Genomic DNA, 20,618 nt, shown 5'->3' on the forward strand with positions numbered 1-20,618 from the left:
CAGGGCGGGGGGATCCCCGCCGCCACAGCTTCGTCTCAGAAGGCCTCTGCCTCAAGCGCCATCACGGGGTCGGCCCCGGATTCGATGCGTTTCAGGTGCGTCGCCGTCATCGGCAGTTGTCTTGCCATGTAATAGTGCCCGGTGGCGATCTTGGTGGTCAGGTACTCGGCATCGCCGTCACCGGCCGCCAGCTTGCCTTTGGCCGTCCAGGCCATGCGCGCCCACATCAGTCCAAGGCAGACATGACCGAAGAGATGCATGAAATCGTAAGACCCGGAGAGCGCGTTGTTCGGGTTCTTCATGCCGTGCTGCATGAAGTACATTCCCGCCGCCTGCAAATCCTTGGAGGCCGCCTTGAGCGGGTCGAGGAATTGTGTGTCGAACGCTTCGTCCTGACCCTTGTGGTCGGCGATGAAGCCTTTGACCATCTCGAAGAAGCCCATGACGTGTTTGCCGCCGTCCTGGCCCAGCTTGCGGCCGACGAGGTCCAGCGACTGGATGCCGTTGGTGCCCTCGTAGATCATGGTGATGCGGGCATCGCGCACGAATTGTTCCAGCCCCCATTCGCGGGTGAAGCCCGATCCGCCCAAGGTCTGCTGTGCCAGCACAGTGGTCTCGAAGCCCTTGTCGGTCAGGAAGCCCTTGATCACCGGCGTCAGCAGCGAAATGAGCCCCTCGGCCTGCGCATCCTCGTTGCGGTGCGCGCGGTCGATCATCGAGGCGCCCCAGAGGACGAAGGCGCGGGCGCCCTCGGTAAAGGCCTTCTGGTCCATCAGGTTGCGGCGCACGTCCGGGTGCACGATGATCGGGTCGGCGGGGCCGTCGGGGTTCTTGACGCCGGTCACATCGCGGCCCTGAACGCGGTCCTTGGCAAAGGCCACCGCGTTCTGGTAGGCGACCGCGCCCTGGGCATAGCCCTGCAGGCCGACACCCAGCCGGGCCTCGTTCATCATGGTGAACATGGCGCGCATGCCCTTGTGCGGCTCGCCCACGAGGAACCCTTTGGCGCCGTCGTAGTTCATGACGCAGGTGGCGTTGCCGTGAATGCCCATCTTGGATTCCAGACCGCCGCAGGAGACCGCGTTGCGATCCCCCAGGCTGCCATCCTCGTTCACCATAAACTTGGGCACGATGAAGAGGCTAATGCCCTTCACCCCCTCCGGCGCATCCGGCAGTTTCGCCAGCACCAGGTGGATGATGTTGTCCACCATGTCGTGCTCGCCGGCGCTGATCCAGATCTTCTGGCCGGTGATGGCATAGCTGCCGTCATCGTTGGGCACCGCCTTGGTGCGGATGAGGCCCAGATCCGTGCCGCAATGCGGTTCGGTCAGGTTCATGGTGCCGCCCCATTCGCAGCTGACCATCTTGGGCAGGTACATCGCCTTCTGCTCGTCCGAACCATGCGCATGAATGGCATTGTAGGCGCCATGCGTCAGGCCCTGGTACATGTTGAAGGCCATGTTGGCCGAGGAGAACATTTCACCCACTGCGGTCGCCACGACATAGGGCAGGCCCTGGCCGCCATACTCGGGATCGCAATCCAGCGCCGTCCAGCCGCCTTCGCGCATCTGGTCGAAAGCGTCCTTGAAGCCCTTGGGCGTGCGCACAACGCCATTTTCAAGGGAACAGCCCTCTTCGTCACCAACCGGGTTCAGCGGGGCCAGGACGTTTTCCGCCAGCTTCGCCGCCTCGCCCAGGATCGCGTCCAGCGTCTCGCGGTCGAGGTCGGCATAGCCGGGAATGTCCTGCGTGCTGAGTTGCAGCACGTCGTCCAGGAGGAACACCTGGTCCTTGGTCGGCGCCGTGTAGATGGGCATGTCTCTCTCTCCCTGAAAGTCCTGCCCGCGGCCGCGCTTATTCGGCCGCGCGCTTTTGGTCCATCGAGGCCAGCATGCGCTCGCCCCATTTCATCTGGTCCTGCAACTCTCCGATCGCCGCGTTCAGCTCGTCACGCTGCCGGATCAGCTCCGCCAGGCGGTCCTGGGCCACGTCATAGGCCGCCGCCAGCTGCGTGCGCTGCTGGTCGCCCACATCGTAGAGATCCAGCAGTTGCCGGATTTCCTCGAGGCTGAAGCCGAAACGCTTGCCGCGCAGGATCAGTTTCAGCCGTGCCCGGTCGCGCCGGGTGAACAGCCGCTTCTGGCCTTCGCGGATCGGGAAGAGCAGCTCCTTCTGCTCGTAAAAGCGCAGCGTCCTCGGGGTCACTTCGAAGGCGTCGCACATCTCCCGGATCGTCATAAGTTGCTCGTCTGTCATGTCTCGCATCCTCGGGTCTCCGACCGTCACAGTTCCGTCACGACAACCGAGGTGCGTCTTTCCGGGCCTTCATACAATGGGAAAACCGGGTGACGTAACTCATACGCTGCGTCACTTTATGCTTGACGTAAGATAAGGCAAGGTCAAGCTGCCATCCGCGCAATTTTATACCAAGTGGTAAAAATTTCCGGGGTAAGGAATTCCGGACCCTGCTTGACGCAGGGGCGTCTCACGTCAGGCAGAGTGCCCCAGTGAGTCGGCGGTCTGGTCGCGCAGGGCCTTTAGCTCGGTCATCGCCTCTTCCAGCTGCCTGCGTTCCTCGGCCAACTGTTTCAGTTGCCGGTCCGCCATCTCCAGCCAGGCCTGCATCTGGGCCTCGGTGCCTTCTTCCTCGTAGATCATCAGCCACTGGCGGATTTCCTCGAGCTGGAATCCGAACCGGCGACCGCGCAGGATCAGGGTCATGCGGGCGATCTCGCGCGCGCCGTAATGACGTGCGCGCCCCTCGCGCTGGGGCGAGATCAGCTCGATGTATTCGTAGTACCGCAGGGTCCGCGGCGTCACGTCGAACTTCGCGCACATTTCCTTGAAGGTCAGACGCGTCTCGCCCATCGCTTGTCTCCCCATCCGCCTGGGGCGAAATCTAAGCCCAGCCTGCCGGGGTGACAAGCCGCCTCGCCCCAGCCGGCGGAACGCCCCGCTTGCAGCGCCGCGATCCCGTGCCCATAAAGGCCCCAAGGAGATCCCGCATGAGTGCAGACAAGGCCGACATCGCCCGCCAGTTCATCGATTCCATCCCGCACTGCAAGGCGCTGGGCATGGAGATCGCCGAGCTTGGCGACGGCATCGCGGTGATCCGGATGCCCTATGACGCGCGGTTCATCGGCGATCCGGAAACCGGTGTGATCCACGGCGGCGCCGTTTCGGCCCTGATGGATACCTGCAGCGGGGCGGCGGTGATGAGCCATCCGAAGTCGCCTGCCGGCACCGCCACCATCGACCTGCGCATCGACTACATGCGCCCCGCGACGCCGGGCCAGGCGATCACCGCGCGGGCGGTCTGCCACCATATCACCCGCTCGGTCGCCTTCGTGCGCGCCACCGCCATGGACGACGACACCGATCGCCCGGTCGCCACCGCCACCGGCACCTTCACCGTGGAGAGCGAATGATGCAGCGTCCCGCGCCCGAACCCGTCCAGGTCATCAAGCAACGCCGTGACGCGGCTCTGTCGGCGCTGGTCTCCGGCGTGCCCTACATGCAGTATCTCGGCGTCCGTTTCGACCGGCGCGGGGACGAGCTGACGGCCCTCTTGCCCTTCGATGACAAGTTGATCGGCAACCCGATGCTGCCCGCGATCCACGGCGGAGTGACGGCGGCCTTCCTGGAAATTACCGCGATGGTCACCCTGAACTGGAGCTATCTCTGGCAGGACATCGAATCCGGCGCGCTGGACCCCGACAGCATGACCCGGGGGGCACTGCCGCGCCTGCCCAAGACCATCGACTTTACCGTCGACTACCTGCGCTCGGGCCTGCCGCGCGACGCCTATGGGCGCGCCCGCGTCACCCGTTCCGGGCGACGCTATGCCAGCGTCCAGGCCGAGGCCTGGCAGGACAACCGCGACCGACCCTTTGCCCAGGCCAATGCGCATTTCCTGATGCCGCGCAAGGACGGCTGAGCGGGCCGCGCGCCTCGGCTGACCCAACGTAAAGGGGCGGCCCACCCTTGCCGTTTCCGCGGGGCGCCCATATCCCCGGGGGCATTCCCAGTCCCCGATCCCCGGCAAGCCATGACCGCGTCCCAGCCCATCACCCATGCCCGTGTCCTGATGATTGCCGTGCCGATCGTCATTTCCAACATGACCGTACCGCTTCAGGGCATCGCGGACACTGCCATCATCGGCCAGATCCCCGATGCCACGCCCATCGCCGCCGTCGCCGTGGGCGCCGCGTTGATCACCGCCATTCTCTGGATCTTCGGCTTTTTGCGCATGGGAACGGCGGGCATGACCGCGCAGGCACAGGGGGCGGGCAACCGGGCCGAGGTCGCGGCCCTGCTGACCCGGGCGCTGATGGTCGGCGGGGCAGGGGGGCTGTTGCTGATCCCGCTCTTCGGGCCGATCGCCGCCTTCGGTTTTGACCTGTCGCCCGCCACGGACGAGGTCAAGGCGCTGGCGCAGGGTTACATGGACATCCGAATCCTGTCGGCACCCGCCGCGATCGCGATCTATGGCATCAACGGCTGGCTCGGCGCGCAGGAGCGGACCCGTGCGATGCTGGTGCTGCAACTCTGGCTGGTGACGGTGAACGTCGGGCTGAACGTGCTCTTCGTCGTCGGCATGGACCTGGGGGTCGAGGGGGTGGCCTGGGCGACCTTCGTCGCCGACTGGAGCGGGCTCGTGCTGGGTCTCTGGCTGTGCCGGTCCACCTTCGCCAACCCGGCCTGGCGCGACTGGCCTCGGGTATTCGACCGCGAACGCCTGCGCCACATGGCGGCCGTGAACACCGATATCCTGATCCGCTCGCTGCTGTTCGAAGCGATCATGCTCTCCTTCATCTTCTACTACAGCGCGGGGTTCGGCGTGGTGACCCTGGCCGCAAGCCAGGTGCTGCTGCATTTCATCGAGATCATGGCCTATGCGCTGGACGGCTTCGCCTTTGCCGCCGAGGCGCTGGTGGGCCAGGCCTTTGGCGCACGCGCGCTGGGCAGGCTGCGCCGGGCGGTCCGGCTGACCAGCCTCTGGGGCTTCCTGTCCAACCTGGTCTTCGCGCTGGGCTTTGCCCTGTTGGGGGGCACGATCATCGACGCGATGACGAAGGACCCGGAGGTGCAGCAGATGGCGCGCAATTTCCTGCCCTGGATCGTGGCGGCGCCGGTGCTGGGCCTGCCGGCCTGGATGCTGGACGGGATCTTCATCGGGGCGACCCGCACCCGCGACATGCGCAACATGATGGCGGTGTCCGTGGTGGTCTATTTCATTGCCGTTTCAGTGCTGATCCCGCTCTGGGGTGCGCATGGGCTCTGGGCCTCGCTGATGATTGCCTATGTCACCCGCGCGGTCACCCTTGCGCTGCGCTATCCGGCGCTGGAACGGGCGACGCTGGCAGCTTAACGCGCTGTTAACCGCGATGCGGTGAGATGGCACGCATGGCCATTTTGCCCGCTCACATCATGCCCGACCGCTGGCTGGCACAGATCTTCGCCTCGCAAGAGGCGATGGGCGGCGGGGTGGTCAAGCGCAAGATCCGCGATGTCGAACGGCTGGTGGGGCGCGACGCCTTCGTCTCGGCGGCGGCCCGGCGCGGCTTTCAGGTGGTGGAGAACCACCGCCACTTCGTGATTTTCTGCAACGGACAGCCGATCCGCCGCGTGCGCTGAAGGGGCCTTCGAAGGCCCTTTGACAACGCCATTCCAATGGCTTTGCCCAAGCGCGTTCGAACACGCTTGTCCAAGGCGCTTCGAACCGCCTTGCCGCCGGCCCCCGGCTGCGCGCCACCTGCTTTTGCCTCTGGCCTTTTCCGCCCCAAATGCCCTATTCAGGCGGCCAGACAGAGGAGAGGTGTTATGGACGATCTCGTGAACAGCTTCATGACCGGACCCGATGAAAAGGGCCGTTTCGGCATCTACGGCGGGCGCTTCGTGTCCGAGACGCTGATGCCGCTGATCCTCGATCTTGAGGCCGAGTACGAAAAGGCCAAGACCGACCAGAGCTTCTGGGACGAGATGGACTTCCTCTGGAAGCACTACGTCGGACGGCCCAGCCCGCTCTATTTCGCGGAACGGCTGACCGAACGCCTGGGCGGCGCCAAGGTCTACATGAAGCGCGACGAGCTGAACCACACCGGCGCGCACAAGATCAACAACGTCCTGGGCCAGATCATCCTGGCGCGGCGCATGGGCAAGACCCGGATCATCGCCGAAACCGGCGCCGGCCAGCACGGTGTGGCCACGGCGACCGTCTGTGCCAAGTTCGGCCTGAAATGCGTCGTCTACATGGGCGCCCATGACGTCGAGCGCCAGCAGCCCAACGTCTTCCGGATGAAACTGCTGGGCGCCGAGGTCGTGCCCGTCACTTCCGGACGCGGCACGCTCAAGGACGCGATGAACGACGCGCTGCGCGACTGGGTGACCAACGTGCGCGATACTTTCTACTGCATCGGCACCGTCGCGGGCCCGCACCCGTACCCGGCGATGGTTCGTGACTTCCAGTCGATCATCGGCAAGGAAGCCAAGGAACAGATGCACGAGGCCGAGGGCCGCAACCCCGACACGATCATCGCCGCCATCGGCGGAGGCTCGAACGCGATGGGCCTGTTCTTCCCCTTTCTTGACGACAAGGAAGTCAACATCATCGGCGTCGAGGCCGGTGGCAAGGGCGTCGACGAGAAGATGGAGCACTGCGCCTCTCTCACCGGTGGGCGCCCGGGCGTGCTGCATGGCAACCGCACCTACCTGCTGCAGGACGACGACGGCCAGATCCTCGAAGGCTTCTCGATCTCGGCGGGTCTCGACTATCCCGGCATCGGCCCGGAACACAGCTGGCTGCATGACGTGGGCCGCGCGAAATATGTCTCGATCACCGACAAGGAGGCGCTCGAAGCCTTCAAGCTCTGCTGCGAGACCGAGGGCATCATCCCGGCGCTGGAACCCTGCCACGCGCTCGCTCATGTCGCCAAGATCGCGCCCGAGCTGCCCCGCGATCACATCATCTGCATGAACATGTGCGGACGGGGCGACAAGGACATCTTCACCGTCGCCAAGCATCTGGGTGTCGACATGTCCGGCACCGAGGGGCGCAGTGCGGGCTGATCCGGCGCTTTCGGGGCCCTTCCGGACACATCCTTTTGAATCAATGGCTTGGCGCCCATAAACTTCAGTTTATGGGCGTCTGCATGTGGTTTAGGGGGTGTCTGATAAACCCCTGTTGAGTTCCACCCCCGGTGCGCTGCGGGCAGATTGTCCGAGGTTGCCGACTTGATCGGTCAAACTCGTCGGTCACCTGCCGTCGCCTGATGTCCCACACCGGTCCCCGACCGCCCCCGTCCGGTTCCCCGTACCGGGTCAAGGCACACTCACGGAACGCGGTCATCGGTGTAAGGCCTCGGCAGGTGGCCGACACATTTTCCACTGTCTCCCCGCAGGGGATGACCCCGGAGCGAATGAATGTCATGATGAAGACCCGGATCACACGAACCCAGACTGTCATGGCCATGACCCCGACAACCACCCTCATGATGACGATGACCACCCTCGTCACGCCCACAACCAAGCTCAAGCTCATGACCAAGCACCGCCGCCCGCGCCAGACCAGCGACATGGAGACGACGCGCAAGACAAGCACGGGCGCCTGGTTCGTGGCTGTGTAGCTGCGCCATGCGTCTATTCCTCATCTGCATCGGACTGTTCGTCAGCCTGCTCTGCACGCCTCCCGCGATGGCGCAGTCCTACCGCGACCGCGTGATACAGAGCCTGACCGACCAGGGCTTTTCCAATTTCCGCGTCCGCCGCACCTGGCTGGGCTATGACCAGATCATCGCGCTGGGTCCTGATGGCCGGCGCGAGGTGGTGCTGAACCCCTCGACGGGGGCGATCCTGCGCGACTATCTCTACACCTCCGAGACGCCCCGCTCTGGCAGTGCGCCGCTGGCGCGCGGCAGTACACCGCCTGCCGGTTCAACGCCGCCAGAGGCGGCGGATGCGGGCACCACGGCTCCGCCCGATGCCCAACCCGATACCGCCCCGCCCAACGAAGGCGCCCCGGGACAGCAGGACAAGGACGGCCCTCCGGGACAGGCGGACAAGGACGGCCCTCCGGGCCAGGGCGACAAGGGCGATCCCCCCGGACGGTCCGACGACAAGCCCGGGGCAGATCCTCCGGGCCGCGACGGGGCGCCCGGCCTCAACTAGGCGGTTTCCCGCCACCTCCCGGGCTTGCCTGTCCGGTCGCTGCGGGTGCATTCTTGTCCCGAGACGCGTAACCATCCCCAACCCTGCAATCCGGCATGATCCTTGCGGTCATGCCGTCTCGCCAATGGAGCCTTCTGGCGTGAAGACCCGCATCGGAATCGGTATGCTGTTTTCCTTCCAGCTCTGCTGTGCCGGGTTCTTTCTGAACGACATCCTGTCGACACGCCTTGGCCTGCGCAGCGTCCCCATTCCCTGGGCGATCTACGAACTGATCCAGATCAGCGCCGCCATCGGGCTCATCTTGGGGCTTGGCGTCACCGCCACCCTGCTGGCGCGCAGCCTGCGCGCCCGGGCCCAGGCCGAGGACAGCCTGCGTCTGGCACGGGGCGCCTTCATGGAAGTGCTGGACGAACATTTCGACGAGTGGAGCCTCACGCCCGCCGAACGCGACGTGGCGCTGATGGCGATCAAGGGCCTGTCCACCGCCGAGATCGCGGAGGTACGCAAGACCTCCGAGGGGACGGTCAAGGCGCAGACCAATGCCATCTACCGCAAGGCCCAGGTCACGGGGCGGCCACAGCTTCTGAGCCTTTTCATCGACGACCTGATCGCAGCGGACCCGCCCGAACCTTCCTCGACCGCCGCAGCCTCGTGAATTTCTGCAAATTCCGAACCGCTTTGGCCGGTCGATTTGCGCATCTCTGCTCGTCGATCTTTTCAAAAGTTGCGCAACCTTGAAATAATGTTGCGCTTACGCCACGGCGATAATCGGGCCGAAAAACTTTTGTAGAGCGACTCGGCCCCGCGCCGCTATTCAACACCTCCGGACATTCCGGAACTGACCCTAGCGGGCGGAGGTGATCTCTCCCCCGGTGCAGGCGGCGCTGCCGAGACTGTATGCCAGGGCGGGGACGGGTGGTCTGGAACGGACACTGTAGCTCAGCCAGGTCAGAGCAGCGGATCTTCTTCCGTTCGGCGTGGGTTCAAATCCCACCTGTGTCGCCATGCAAATGTAGCTCATGGGTAGAGCATTCGACCTTTAATCGAAGTGTAGCAGGTTCGATTCCTGCCTTTTGCTCCAAAATGCCCTTGATGGAGGGCACCGGCTTCGGGTGCCGGTCCACGAGAGTGGTCCACCTCACAGGATCCGGGGCGTCTCTTGCAGGCGCCCGCTGCCAAACCCTGCGCGGCACCGCGATGGGGGCGGCAGAGGGGTCGCCTGCTCCGGCCTTGGGCCGGAGCATCGGATGACGGTTCCGCCGGGTGCCGGTCCGTCACGGGTCTGACGGCCCGCGGCGCGCCGGTGCTCCGCGCCCCTCTCTCCGAGCTCCCGCCCGCGGTCGCGGCATGGGGGCGGTCCCGGATCCACCTCTTTGACACCTGTGGGGCATTTCGCCTCCAACCCACTGCAAACAAAGGAACATCGCTTTGCGACGACGATAGGCACGAGGAAAAGGAGACGAAAGATGACCCATGTGCTGACCCGAATGATACATGCCCTTACCGGGCGCGAACGTGTCACCCTGACAGAGACCCAGCGGATGCTTGTCCTGGTCAACGGGCGCTTCGACGCGCTGCTCGGCCCGGGCGAACACCTTGTCCCGCGCGACAACTGCGTGCGCGAGATCCACAGCATCGACCGTCTCCGGTTCATCACTGCTTTTGACCGGGCGCTGTTCCGCAGCCGTCCCGACCTTGCCGAAGGCCACCTGACGGAGGTGCGGACCGGCCCCGAGGAGATCGCCGTCGTCCTGCGCGACGGGCGGCCCGTACAGGTGCTCTTTCCCGAAGAGCGCGAGGTCTTCTGGACCGATGCGGGCCCCTTCACGGTGGACCGGTTCGACCTGGCCAGCGATCCCGGTGTCGATGCCGCTCTGGCGCGGCGCCTTGATCGTGCCAGCCTTGGCCGGGCGCTGACCACGGTGACGGTGGCCGAAGGCCATGTCGGGATGTTGCATTTCGACGGGGTTCTTGTCCGCCGTCTGCCGCCTGGTGTCCACAGCTTCTGGGCGGTCGGCCCCCGCGTCACGGCGCGGCTGGTGGACATGCGCACCCGGGCCCATGAGGTCGCGGGCCAGGAGATCCTGACCAAGGACCGGGTCACGATCCGGGTCAACCTGACCGCGATCTTCCGCGTGACGGACCCGGAGCGGGCCGTGAGCGCGGTCAGCGACTTCGAAGAGACGCTGCACCGGGCAGTGCAGCTGGTCTTTCGCCGGCGCCTTGGCGCCCTGACGCTGGACCAGCTTCTGGCCGAGAAGGGCGCCATCGACGTCGAGGCGGGGGACAGCCTGCGGGCCGAAATGGCCGGGATCGGGATCGAACTGAAGGAGATCGCCCTCAAGGACGTGATCCTGCCGGGTGAGATCCGCGAGATCCTGAACCGCGTGGTCGAGGCCGAGAAGGAGGCCGAGGCCAACGTGATCCTGCGGCGCGAGGAAACGAACGCGATGCGTGCGCTTCTGAACACCGCCAAGGTCATGGAGGACAACCCGGTGATGCTCCGGCTCAAGGAGCTGGAGGCGCTGGAGGCGATTGCCGCCAAGGTGGATCACCTCACGGTGCACAACGGCACCAAGGGCCTCATGCAGGAGATCGCGCGCCTGCGCGACTGAACCGTGCCAAAAGAAAAGCCGCTCCGGTCGCGCCGGGGCGGCAGTTTCGCGATCTGCCCACCAGATCGGAGGGGTCTGGGGACAGATCGCTTTCCTGAAAGCAAACAGGAGATTTCGGGCAACCAGCCCCTGAAACCATCGTGATCGGTCAATGGTTAAGGGCGGGTTAAGCGCGCAGCCTAGCGCAAAGAATTTGTTGGCCCCCGGCCTGGTGCGTCTCAGCCCTGGTTGGTCCAGCTATAGGTCTCGAGGATCCGCAGCGGCACAATGTCCAGGGCGCCCCGATGGGTCGCGGCCAGGTTCACCAGCGGCGCGCAACCCTCGTCATGGGCCTGCAAGAAACGCCCGGCACAGAGACACCAGTGATCACCGGGGGTCAGACCCGGAAAATGGAATTCCGGACGCGGGGTCGACAGGTCGTTTCCGACGTATTTCGAATAGGCCAGGAACTCTGCCGTCATGACCGCGCAAACGGTGTGACTTCCCCGGTCCTCGACGCAGGTGTTGCAGTGCCCGTCGCGAAAGAACCCGGTCAGCGGGTCTTGAGAGCAGGACTCAAGAGGGCCGCCGAGGACATTGAAAGAAGGGTCTTTCTCCATGATTTCCTCTCTCCCTTACAAGCCGGCGAGGCGGCGGAACATCTGCAGCGCGTCGTCAAAGGCCCCGGCCTCGCGAAAGCGGCGATCTGCGCCCGTGACGGCCACCACCGTGCCGCTTTGCCGGTCGACATAGACGTACTGCCCATAGATTCCACGCGCCATGAACTCGCCGTCGCGCGCGTCGGACGGCATCCACCATTGATAGCCGTATTGCAACCGTCCCGGCGCGGTGCGGGCCGAGGGAGTCGTGCTTTCGATCACCCAGTCCTCGGGCACGATCTGCTTGCCCTGCAGGCGCCCGCCATCGCGGAACATCTCGCCCAGCCGGGCATAGTCGCGCAGCATCAGGTTCAGCCCGCCAAGGGCGAAGGCCACGTCGTAACCATCTGACAGGTAATAGGGTTTCCCATATGTCCCCATCGGGTCCAGCAGGTTTTCGGCCAAGAGGTCCGGCAGCTGTTTTCCGGTGGCGCCTCGCGCGACCATCGACAGGACATGCGTGTCGATCGAAACATAGCGCCAGCGCTCGCCGGGCGGCTGATCGGTTTCGGTCAGTCCTGCGGCGAAACCGTCCATCGAGCCGCCAAGCGCAAGGATGCGACCCATCTTGTTGATGTCGCTCCAGAAATCCAGGTAGTCTTCGTCGAAAACGACTCCTGTGGACATCTGCAGGACATTGCGGATCGTGGCGCCCTCATAGGCGCTGCCCTTGAGCTGCGGGGCGTATTTCACCACCGGGTCGTCCAGGTTGTCCACATGACCCTGCGCCACCAAGATCCCGAAAAGCGCGGACAAATAGGATTTGGCCACAGACCACGAGATGCGCAGGTCTTCGGCGCCGGTGCCCAGGTGATAGCTCTCGTGAACAACCTCTCCATTACGCAGGACAATCGCCCCGGTGACGGCCCGCCGGTCCAGCCAGTCCTGCCACTCGGCGGGCATCTCCATCTCCGGGCCTTCGGGCAGCGGTTCCGCACGCGTCGTGACCGGGATCGGGACCGTCTCGAACAGCCGGTCCATGTGGCTGAAGTTGTCGACGATTTCGCCCTCGTCGAACAGCGTCATGGTGGCCCGCAGGCGCCCCAGCTCGTCGCGATACCCAAAGCCCGCAGCTCCCAGTCCCACCAGGACGACAAGACCGATGGCGGCTATGCGCTTGCCCTTCATCGGAATTTGTCCACCAGTCGTTGCAGCGGGTTGCGGGCCTCTTCCCCGCCGCCCGTATCCTCGGGCGGGGCGGCTTTCGCGGCAGGCGCGGGCTTGGGTTTCTCCGGTGTCTTCGAGGACCGGGGCGGGGCCGTTCGCAGCGCGACGGCATTGGAAAACTTGGCCGTGTCGCCCGCCGCAAGCTGCGGCGCGCCGTCCGACAGCCCGCGCAGCAGGTCGTCCAGCCAATCCTGGTCGGCCTTGTGGAAATCGTGCAGGACGTAGGCCGCGACCAACTCCTTGCGGCCCGGATGGCCGATGCCCAGCCGCACCCGGCGATAGGCCTCGCCGATATGGGCATGGATCGAGCGCAGCCCGTTATGGCCCGCGTGACCGCCGCCCGTCTTGACCTTGCACTTGCCCGGGGCCAGGTCCAGCTCGTCGTGGAACACGGTCACGTCGCCCGGTTCAAGCTTGTAAAAGCGCATCGCCTCGCCGACCGACTGTCCGGAAAGGTTCATGAAGGTCTCGGGCTTGAGCAGCAGCACCTTTTCGCTGCCCAGCCGCCCCTCGGCCAGCTGGCCCTGGAACTTGGCCTTCCAGGGGCCGAACCCGTGATCCTCTGCGATCCGGTCCAGCGCCATGAAGCCGATGTTGTGCCGGTTGCCGGCGTATTTCGTGCCGGGATTGCCGAGACCAACGAATATCTGCACTGTGCCCTCCGAGATCGCCTGCGCCCTATGTAGGCCAGAGGCGGCATGGATCACAACGGGAGAGCGGAATGTACCTGACCATGAACCGGTTCAAGGTGGTCAAATCCGAAGTCGAGGCCTTTGAAACTCTCTGGAAGAGCCGCGACAGCCATCTGAAAAGCGTGCCCGGGTTTCGCAGCTTTGCCCTGATGAAGGGCCCTGAGCGGGAGGATCACGTCCTCTATGCCTCGCACACCTTGTGGGAGGACGAGGCCAGCTTCACGAACTGGACCAGATCCGAGGCGTTTCGCGCAGCACACGGCGGGGCCAAGAGCTCGGCCCACATGTACCTGGAACCGCCCGAGCTGGAGATCTTCGAGGCGGTGCAGGTGCTGACCGCCTGAACGGCGTCGGAGAAACAGCCGTTTTGATGTAGGATGGGGCAAGGAAAGGACATCCGATGCCCGATCTCTACCTGCAGATTGCCGACCAGCCCGACAGCGTCCTCGAGGCCATTGCGGCGTCGATGGAGGACAGGATCTCGGATCCGGCCATGCAGGAGATCTGCGCCGATTACCTGGGGCGATTGCCGGGCCCGGGCGCCGAGGTGGTCGAAATCGGCTGCGGCAACGGGTCCAGCACGGAAATGATCCTGCGCCATCTCCGGCCCGGACGGTTGGTCGGGATCGACCCGGCAGAGGGGTTGTTGGCCCGCGCCCGCAAGAGGTTCGCAACGCGTGACGAGATGAGCTTTGCCACCGGGAACGCGGTCCAGACCGGGCTGCCGGGAGAGGGGGCCGACGTGGTCGTGGCCCACACGGTCTATTCCCACCTTGCCGATCCGGCGGCTGCCCTGGCCGAGGCCCGGCGCCTGTTGCGGCCCGGCGGCATTCTGGCGGTCTTCGACGGTGACTATGCCACCAATACCGTGGCGCTCTTCGAGGGTGACCCGCTGCAGGCGGCGATGGTCTCGACGCAGCGGAACCTGATCCATGACCCCTATATCATGCGGCACCTGCCAAGGATGATGCGCGAGGCAGGCTTCGAGGCACCCGAGAGCCGGGCCTACGGTTTCGTTCAGACCGAGCGGCCCGCCTATATCCAGTCGCTGATGGCGCGCGGTGTCACCGCTGCCGCGGCGGCCGGGGACTGTTCCGAGGCGCTGGCGCAGGGGTTTCGCGACGAAACCGATGCGCGGGTAGAGGCTGGACGCTTTTACGGTGCGATCCTCTTTGCCTGTCACGCGGCGCGCAAACCTGCCTGAGCCCCGGTCCGGCAAAGCAAAACCCCCGCCGAAGGGGCGGGGGTTCGAAATCGTTTCAGAGAATGGCCTGTCAGGCTTCTTCGGTGGTCGCTTCTTCGGCGGCGGCCTCTTCGGCCTCCTCGGCTTCCTGTGCGGCCAGGCCCGACGGTGCCGAGATGTTGGCGATCACGAAGTCGCGGTCGATCGTCGGCTTGGTGCCTTCCGGCAGGGTCACGTCCGAGATGTGGACGATGTCGCCGATTTTCAGGGTCGACAGGTCGACGGTGATCTTCTCGGGGATGTCACCCGCGGTCACGATCAGTTCGACTTCCGGGCGAACGACGGTCAGAACGCCGCCCTTCTTGATGCCGGGGGCCACGTCTTCGCCCACGAATTCAACCGGGATGTACAGGTTGATCTTGGTGGTGCGGCGCAGGCGCAGGAAATCGACGTGGGTCGGCAGGTCCTTGACCACGTCGCGCTGCACGTCGCGGCAGATCACGCGCACGTCCTCGTGGCCATCGACCTTGAGGTTGAACAGCGTCGCCTTGAAGCGGCCGTCTTTCAGGCGCTTGAGCAGGGCGTTGAACGGCAGATTGATCGGCAGCGGTTCTTTGTCGCCACCAAAAACGATGCCCGGAACCATGCCATCGCGGCGTGCCTGACGAGCGGCGCCCTTGCCCGTCCCCGTCCGTTCCAGGGCGTTGAGATCAGGAATCTCACCAGCCATATTGTATCTCCATCTAAAAAGGCAGGGTGCCTCCAAGGCTGTCACCCCGCGTGAAGCCGTGCCGGTAAACCGGATCGTCCCGATTGGCAAGCGGATTCGCCCCTGTCCCGGTCTGTTTCGCGCTGGACGAGGGCGGCGGACCGTGGCAGGCGATCCCCATGTTGCGCGATCTTATCATCAGCCGGGGGCCAGCGGCGGGTTTCGTGGCCGTGGGTCTGTATTGGGGCGCCTTCGCGGCGCTGGTGCCCGATCTCAAGCCGCAGGTGGGCCTGTCCGATGGCGGGTTCGGCCTGGCCATGCTGGTCTCTGCCGCGGGCGCGGTGCTGGCCATGTGGCTGGCGCCCCTGGCGCAGCGGCGGCTGGGCAGCGGCGATCTGCCGGTTTCCGGCCTGCTGATGGCGCTGGCCTTCCTGTTGCCGGGGCTGGCCGGCGGCGGGGTCGGCTTTGCCCTGGCGATGATGGCGGCTGCGATGGCCTCTGGCACGCTGGACGTGTCGATGAACGCCCGCCTGTCCATGCTGGAGGGGCAAAGCCGGCGGTCGCTGATGAACCTCAACCACGGGATCTATTCTGCCTCATACGCGGTGTCGGCCCTGATGACGGGGCTGGCGCGCGAAGCGGGCTGGTCGCCTTTTGCCGTTTTCGCCGCGCTGGCGCTGCCGGTGGTCGCGCTTTGCCTGCAGATGGCGCTGGCCCCGGTGCGAGAGACCCCGCCCGAGGACGGCGCACCGCCCGCCGCGCCGCTGTCCTGGTGGGTGCTGGCGCCGCTGGGGGCCATCGTCCTGCTGGGTTTCCTGGCGGAACAGGGGACCGAGGGCTGGTCGGCGCTGCACCTGGAACGTACGCTGGGGGCAGGGGCGGCGCAGGGTGCGCTGGGGCCGGCGATCCTGGGTGTGACGATGGCGCTGGGGCGCTTCTCTGGCCAGGTGGTGGCGCAGCGCGTGAGCGAGGCGGCGGTGATCCGGCTGGCGGCCGTGCTGACCTGTGTGGGCGCCGTGACGGCGGCCTTTGCGCCGGGGCTGGCCGTGGCCTATGCCGGTTTCGCGGTGCTGGGGCTGGGTGTTTCGGTGGTGGCGCCGATGGCCTTTTCCTGGTGCGGGCGGTTGGTCTCGACCGAGTTCAAGGCGCTGGCGATCAGCCGGGTCGCGGTGCTGGGCTATGCCGGGTTCTTCGTCGGCCCGCCGCTGATGGGTGGCCTGGCCGAGGGCTTTGGCCTTGGCGCGTCCTTCGCGGTGGTCGGGGGCCTGATGCTGGTGATCCCGCTGGTCCTGGTGCCGATGGTCCGCCGGGTGACGTCAACCGCATTGACCCCGGCGGAATGATCCGCCGGGGCCCTGTTTCGCGCGCGAAACATTTTCATTCATTAACAGTGGGTTAATCCGTCAGGCCCAGTCGCCGGAAAAGCCCCGGGGCACCATCAGGATATCGCGGTTCACCGTCTCGATGTCGGTGTGTCCGCACAGCGCCATCGAATGATCCAGCTCCTTGTGGATGACCTCCAGCGCGCGGGTCACGCCGGCCTCGCCCATCGCGCCAAGGCCATAGACGAAGGCGCGCCCGATCCAGGCGCCCTTCGCCCCCAGCGCGCGCGCCTTAAGCACGTCCTGCCCAGACCGCACGCCGCTGTCCATGTGGACCTCGATCTTGTCGCCCACGGCCTCGACGATCGGTTCCAGCGCGCGGATTGAGGACAGCGCCCCGTCCAGCTGCCGCCCGCCGTGGTTGGACACCACGATGGCATCCGCACCGACATTGCAGGCCTCGAGCGCGTCGCGCGGGTCGATGATGCCCTTGATGATCAGCGGGCCGTCCCACATCTTGCGGAATTCGCGGATACGGTCCCAGTTCAGCGATTGGTCAAAGCTTTCCGCCGTCCAGGTGACCAGCGACGAGGGGTCGGTCACGCCCTTGGCATGGCCCACGATATTGCCGAAGAACCGCCGTTTCGTCTGCAGCATGTTCAGGCCCCAGCCGACCTTGGTCATCATGTTGGCCACGGATTTCGGCGTCAGCTTGGGCGGGGCCGAGAGACCGTTTTTCAGGTCCTTGTGGCGTTGTCCCAGCAACTGCAGGTCCACCGTGATCACGGCGGCGGAACATTTCGCCTCTTTCGCGCGGTCAAAGAGGTTCTGCATGAACTCGTCGTCGCGTAGCGTGTAGACCTGCATCCAGAACGGCGCCGAGGTGTTCGAGGCCACGTCCTCGATCGAGCAGATCGACATGGTGGACAGGCAGAAGGGCACGCCGAATTTCTCCGCCGCCTTGGCGGCGAGGATCTCGCCGTCGGCGTGTTGCATCCCTGTCAGGCCAACCGGCGCCAGGGCCACGGGCATCGCGACGTCCTGGCCGATCATCTGAGTCTTTGTCGACCGGCCCGCCATGTCCACCGCCACCCGCTGACGCAGGTAGATGTCGTCGAAATCCGAAGAATTCTCGCGAAAGGTCTGCTCGGTCCAGCTGCCGGACTCGCAGTAATCATAGAACATTTTCGGGACCCGGCGCCGATAGATGCGTTTGAGATCCTCGATTTCGGTAATGACGGGCATGGCAGGGCGCTTTCGTGGGAATTGGTAAGAAGCGATTACCAATGCCGGGACATTCATGCAATGCGACTCTTAAGACCCTCTTCATCGACCTGCGCTACGCAAGATCAAACAGGTCAAGGAGACAGGCCGATGAAGGGCATCGTGTTCACGGAACTGCTGGAAATGGCGGAACAGGCCATCGGCGAAGAGGCTGTGGATGACATCCTGGACCAGCTCGACCTGGACTCCGGCGCCGCCTATACCTCTGTCGGGAACTACCCCTGCGGGGAGCTGATGCGCATCGTCGGGGCGGTCAGCGACCTGACCGGCATCCCCACAGACGACCTGCAACGCAAGTTCGGTGCCTGGATGCATGGCCGTTTCGTGCAGACCTATCCGCAGTTCTTCGCGGACAAGACCACGGTGCTGGACATGCTGGCCGCGATCGAGAGCGAGGTGCATGTCGAGGTGCGCAAGCTTTATTCCGACGCGGAGCTGCCGCGTTTCGACACGGACTGGGTTGGCCCGGATCACCTGCGGATGACCTATCGGTCCGAACGGCCGCTGGTCGCCTTTTGCCACGGCCTGATAGAGGCCTGCGTAGATCACTTCGGGCAGGGCGCGCAGATCGGGCTGGAACGTGTCTCGCCGCGCGAGGCGGTCTTTGACGTGCGGCTGGAGACATGAGGCATGGGCTCTCCTGCAATCAGCGCGCCGGATGACGGCAGGGTCCTGCGCCGGCGCTATGACCGCGAACGTGCCGCGCGCAAGGAGGCCGAGCGCCTGCTGGAAGGCAAGAGCCGCGCCCTGTTCGAGGCCAACGCGGCACTGCAGGCCCAGGCCGCCGCGCTGGAAGAGGCGGTTCAGGACCGGACCCGGGAACTGGAACAGGCCAAGACCGCGGCGGAAAGCGCCAGCGCCGCCAAGAGCGGGTTCCTGGCCATGATCAGCCACGAGATCCGAACCCCTCTGAACGGCGTTCTAGGCATGGCCACGGCCCTCGTGGAAAGCGAGGAACTGCAGGGCGAACAGCGCGAGATGGCGGAGATCATCCAGTCCTGCGGGCTGTCATTGCTGGAACTGCTGAACGATCTGCTGGACCTGTCCAAGATCGAAGCCGACAAGATGGAGATGGAAGAGCGCGATTTCGACCTCGATGCGCTGTGCCACGAGGTCCGGCAGGTCCACGAACCTCGCGCCGAATCCAAGGACCTGCAATTGCGGGTGCGCCAGGATGCGCGGGCGCGGGGCTGGATCAGCAGCGACCCGACGCGCCTGCGTCAGGTGATCAACAACCTGGTGTCCAATGCGCTCAAGTTCACCGCCACGGGCGGGATCTATATCGACCTGCGGCGCAAGGGCGAGGCGCTTGAGATAGCGGTGCGCGACACCGGCCCCGGCGTGCCGCCCGAAAAGCGCGACCGCCTGTTCGAGGCCTTTACCCAAACGGACGCCTCGATCACGCGCAAGTTCGGTGGCACCGGGCTGGGCCTTACGATTTCGAGGCGCATCTGCCGGCTGCTCGGGGGTGACCTGCTGTATGAGCCCGCCCCCGGGGGCGGGGCGTGTTTCATCGCGCGGGTGACCGTGCGCGACGCGCGGCCGCGGTCACGCTCTGTCGATACCTCGTCGGCGGCGGCGGAGGCGGTGCTGATGGCGCGGGACTGGCGCGTGCTGGTGGCCGAGGACAGCGAGACCAACCAGCGCGTGTTGCGCCTGCTTCTGCGGCGCTACCCGCTGCGGATCGACATGGTGGACGATGGGGCAGAGGCGGTCGAGGCGCATTTTGCCGAAGGTTATGACCTGATCCTGATGGATGTGAACATGCCGGTCATGAACGGGCTGGAGGCGGCGGCCATGATCCGCGAAGTCGAGGCGGCGCGCGAGCTGCGCACCGTGCCGATCATCGCCCTGACCGCCAATGCCATGACGCATCAGGTGTCCAGCTACCTGCGGCAGGGGGTGGATGCCCATGTGGCCAAGCCGGTCCGCCGCGAAGAGCTGATCGCGGTCATGGCCCGGCTGTTGCTGGCTCAGGCAGAGTGAGCGCCGCCGGCGAGGCCCGACACGAAGGACAGGACCTCTTCGACCGGCTTGCCGGAGGCCAGTTCCCCCACGATGGCCGACCCAACGACGCAGCCGTCCGCGACCGAGGCGATGGCCTGGCTGGTCTCGGGCGTGCGGATGCCGAAGCCGACGATCACCGGCAGGTCCGTCTTGGCCTTGATGCGCGCGACCTCGGGGCCGACATCCGTGGCCTCGGCTGCCGCCGCGCCGGTGATCCCGGTGATCGAGACGTAGTAGACAAAGCCACTGGTGTTCTGCAGCACCTTTGGCAGGCGCCGGTCATCGGTGGTGGGCGTGGCCAGGCGGATGAAGTTCAGCCCGGCCTTCTGCGCGGGAATGCAGAGCTCGTCGTCTTCTTCGGGCGGCAGGTCGACGATGATCAGCCCGTCGATCCCGGCCTCATTGGCCTGCGCCAGGAAGGTGTCGACCCCGCGCGAGTAGATCGGGTTGTAATAGCCCATCAGCACGATCGGGGTGTCATTGTCCCCGGCGCGGAAGTCGCGCACCATCTGCAGGGTCTTGTCCAGCGTCATCCCGCCTTCCAGCGCACGCTGACCGGCAAGCTGGATCGTCGGGCCGTCGGCCATCGGATCGGTAAAGGGCAAGCCCAGTTCGATCACGTCGACACCTGCCGATGGCAGGCCTTTCATCACCGCCAGCGATGTCTCGATGTCGGGATCGCCCGCCATGATATAGGCGACAAAGGCTTTCCGTCCCTCGGCTTGCAACCGGGCGAAGGTGGAATCGATGCGTGTCATGGCTCACTCCCTGCAAGGCTTTTGCCTCTTGCCGGATGTGCGGGGGAAAATCAATGGCGCCCGGAAAATGGAAAAAG

At 65.3% G+C, this 20,618-nt stretch carries 23 protein-coding genes and 2 tRNA genes; 16 read left to right on the top strand and 9 right to left on the bottom strand.

The window, feature by feature from the left end; all coding sequences use genetic code 11:
• Positions 1–35 precede the first annotated feature (35 nt).
• The 3 genes from G9Q80_RS11155 to G9Q80_RS11165 form a co-directional block, all read right to left on the bottom strand.
• Positions 36–1,817: an acyl-CoA dehydrogenase C-terminal domain-containing protein gene (locus G9Q80_RS11155; RefSeq protein WP_088716050.1), complete on the bottom strand. Its 1,782-nt coding sequence runs from the start codon at positions 1,815–1,817 to the stop codon at positions 36–38.
• A 37-nt stretch (positions 1,818–1,854) separates the two neighbouring features.
• Positions 1,855–2,256: a MerR family transcriptional regulator gene (locus G9Q80_RS11160; protein ID WP_043146119.1), complete on the bottom strand. Its 402-nt coding sequence runs from the start codon at positions 2,254–2,256 to the stop codon at positions 1,855–1,857.
• Positions 2,257–2,490: 234 nt separating this feature from the next.
• Entirely contained in the window at positions 2,491–2,868 is a 378-nt protein-coding gene (locus G9Q80_RS11165) for a MerR family transcriptional regulator (protein ID WP_088716049.1), read from the bottom strand.
• A 137-nt stretch (positions 2,869–3,005) separates the two neighbouring features.
• On the opposite strand from G9Q80_RS11165, the gene G9Q80_RS11170 reads away from it, so the two are divergent.
• The 11 genes from G9Q80_RS11170 to G9Q80_RS11220 all read left to right on the top strand — a co-directional run bounded on the left by G9Q80_RS11170 (position 3,006) and on the right by G9Q80_RS11220 (position 10,781).
• Positions 3,006–3,428 carry a PaaI family thioesterase gene (locus tag G9Q80_RS11170; RefSeq protein ID WP_043146123.1) on the top strand — a complete coding sequence of 141 codons (423 nt, stop codon included), beginning with the start codon at positions 3,006–3,008 and terminating at the stop codon, positions 3,426–3,428.
• Positions 3,428–3,937 carry a PaaI family thioesterase gene (locus tag G9Q80_RS11175; RefSeq protein ID WP_043146124.1) on the top strand — a complete coding sequence of 170 codons (510 nt, stop codon included), beginning with the start codon at positions 3,428–3,430 and terminating at the stop codon, positions 3,935–3,937. The genes G9Q80_RS11170 and G9Q80_RS11175 overlap by 1 nt, the downstream gene beginning before the upstream one ends.
• A gap of 111 nt (positions 3,938–4,048) precedes the next feature.
• Positions 4,049–5,371 carry an MATE family efflux transporter gene (locus G9Q80_RS11180; RefSeq protein ID WP_088716048.1) on the top strand — a complete coding sequence of 441 codons (1,323 nt, stop codon included), beginning with the start codon at positions 4,049–4,051 and terminating at the stop codon, positions 5,369–5,371.
• A 35-nt stretch (positions 5,372–5,406) separates the two neighbouring features.
• Positions 5,407–5,637: an N-(5'-phosphoribosyl)anthranilate isomerase gene (locus G9Q80_RS11185; protein ID WP_088716047.1), complete on the top strand. Its 231-nt coding sequence runs from the start codon at positions 5,407–5,409 to the stop codon at positions 5,635–5,637.
• Between the two features lie 186 nt (positions 5,638–5,823).
• The gene (gene trpB, locus G9Q80_RS11190; protein WP_043146130.1) at positions 5,824–7,068 is read left to right on the top strand and encodes a tryptophan synthase subunit beta; all 1,245 of its coding nucleotides are present in this window, start codon (positions 5,824–5,826) and stop codon (positions 7,066–7,068) included.
• Positions 7,069–7,403: 335 nt separating this feature from the next.
• Positions 7,404–7,625 carry a hypothetical protein gene (locus tag G9Q80_RS11195; RefSeq protein WP_043146132.1) on the top strand — a complete coding sequence of 74 codons (222 nt, stop codon included), beginning with the start codon at positions 7,404–7,406 and terminating at the stop codon, positions 7,623–7,625.
• A 7-nt stretch (positions 7,626–7,632) separates the two neighbouring features.
• Complete coding sequence (locus G9Q80_RS11200) at positions 7,633–8,166, top strand: ICP22 family protein (RefSeq protein WP_074623519.1); 534 nt, start codon at positions 7,633–7,635, stop codon at positions 8,164–8,166.
• A gap of 139 nt (positions 8,167–8,305) precedes the next feature.
• Entirely contained in the window at positions 8,306–8,821 is a 516-nt protein-coding gene (locus G9Q80_RS11205; RefSeq protein ID WP_223306307.1) for a helix-turn-helix transcriptional regulator, read from the top strand.
• A gap of 273 nt (positions 8,822–9,094) precedes the next feature.
• A tRNA-OTHER gene (locus G9Q80_RS11210) sits at positions 9,095–9,171 on the top strand.
• A 1-nt stretch (position 9,172) separates the two neighbouring features.
• A tRNA-Lys gene (locus tag G9Q80_RS11215) sits at positions 9,173–9,247 on the top strand.
• A gap of 385 nt (positions 9,248–9,632) precedes the next feature.
• A complete protein-coding gene (locus G9Q80_RS11220) occupies positions 9,633–10,781 on the top strand; it encodes a slipin family protein (RefSeq protein ID WP_069209699.1) in 1,149 nt (382 codons plus the stop codon).
• Between the two features lie 218 nt (positions 10,782–10,999).
• Here the strand turns inward: G9Q80_RS11220 and G9Q80_RS11225 are convergent, their stop codons facing one another.
• Genes G9Q80_RS11225 through pth form a run of 3 tightly spaced genes read right to left on the bottom strand, consistent with a single transcriptional unit; the run spans position 11,000 to position 13,239 of the window.
• A complete protein-coding gene (locus G9Q80_RS11225) occupies positions 11,000–11,380 on the bottom strand; it encodes a DUF2237 family protein (RefSeq protein ID WP_074623517.1) in 381 nt (126 codons plus the stop codon).
• Positions 11,381–11,395: 15 nt separating this feature from the next.
• Entirely contained in the window at positions 11,396–12,547 is a 1,152-nt protein-coding gene (locus G9Q80_RS11230; RefSeq protein WP_088716046.1) for a serine hydrolase domain-containing protein, read from the bottom strand.
• Positions 12,544–13,239, bottom strand: coding sequence for an aminoacyl-tRNA hydrolase (gene pth, locus G9Q80_RS11235; RefSeq protein WP_088716045.1), 696 nt, complete (start codon positions 13,237–13,239; stop codon positions 12,544–12,546). Before pth ends, G9Q80_RS11230 begins: the two co-directional genes overlap by 4 nt.
• Before the next feature lie 68 nt (positions 13,240–13,307).
• Here pth and hmuQ point away from each other — a divergent pair, with 68 nt between their 5' ends.
• The gene (gene hmuQ, locus G9Q80_RS11240) at positions 13,308–13,622 is read left to right on the top strand and encodes a heme-degrading protein HmuQ (RefSeq protein ID WP_043146141.1); all 315 of its coding nucleotides are present in this window, start codon (positions 13,308–13,310) and stop codon (positions 13,620–13,622) included.
• Positions 13,623–13,678: 56 nt separating this feature from the next.
• Positions 13,679–14,482 carry a methyltransferase domain-containing protein gene (locus G9Q80_RS11245; RefSeq protein ID WP_088716044.1) on the top strand — a complete coding sequence of 268 codons (804 nt, stop codon included), beginning with the start codon at positions 13,679–13,681 and terminating at the stop codon, positions 14,480–14,482.
• 70 nt (positions 14,483–14,552) lie between these two features.
• Here G9Q80_RS11245 and G9Q80_RS11250 read toward each other — a convergent pair whose 3' ends face one another.
• Positions 14,553–15,191: a 50S ribosomal protein L25/general stress protein Ctc gene (locus G9Q80_RS11250; protein WP_088716043.1), complete on the bottom strand. Its 639-nt coding sequence runs from the start codon at positions 15,189–15,191 to the stop codon at positions 14,553–14,555.
• Between the two features lie 158 nt (positions 15,192–15,349).
• Here G9Q80_RS11250 and G9Q80_RS11255 point away from each other — a divergent pair, with 158 nt between their 5' ends.
• Positions 15,350–16,513, top strand: a complete 1,164-nt coding sequence (locus tag G9Q80_RS11255; protein ID WP_069086737.1) for an MFS transporter — start codon at positions 15,350–15,352, stop codon at positions 16,511–16,513.
• 60 nt (positions 16,514–16,573) lie between these two features.
• Here G9Q80_RS11255 and G9Q80_RS11260 read toward each other — a convergent pair whose 3' ends face one another.
• Complete coding sequence (locus G9Q80_RS11260; RefSeq protein WP_043146144.1) at positions 16,574–17,737, bottom strand: alpha-hydroxy acid oxidase; 1,164 nt, start codon at positions 17,735–17,737, stop codon at positions 16,574–16,576.
• 129 nt (positions 17,738–17,866) lie between these two features.
• Here G9Q80_RS11260 and G9Q80_RS11265 point away from each other — a divergent pair, with 129 nt between their 5' ends.
• Together G9Q80_RS11265 and G9Q80_RS11270 are read left to right on the top strand one after the other, a co-directional pair.
• Positions 17,867–18,403, top strand: a complete 537-nt coding sequence (locus G9Q80_RS11265; protein WP_088716042.1) for a heme NO-binding domain-containing protein — start codon at positions 17,867–17,869, stop codon at positions 18,401–18,403.
• Positions 18,404–18,406: 3 nt separating this feature from the next.
• Complete coding sequence (locus G9Q80_RS11270; protein WP_088716041.1) at positions 18,407–19,762, top strand: ATP-binding protein; 1,356 nt, start codon at positions 18,407–18,409, stop codon at positions 19,760–19,762.
• Here G9Q80_RS11270 and trpA read toward each other — a convergent pair.
• A complete protein-coding gene (gene trpA / locus G9Q80_RS11275) occupies positions 19,750–20,541 on the bottom strand; it encodes a tryptophan synthase subunit alpha (RefSeq protein ID WP_069209691.1) in 792 nt (263 codons plus the stop codon). The genes G9Q80_RS11270 and trpA overlap by 13 nt on opposite strands.
• Positions 20,542–20,618: the final 77 nt, after the last annotated feature.

The organism is Mameliella sp. LZ-28, assembly GCF_012274245.1.
Taxonomy (GTDB): Bacteria; Pseudomonadota; Alphaproteobacteria; order Rhodobacterales; family Rhodobacteraceae; genus Antarctobacter; species Antarctobacter albus.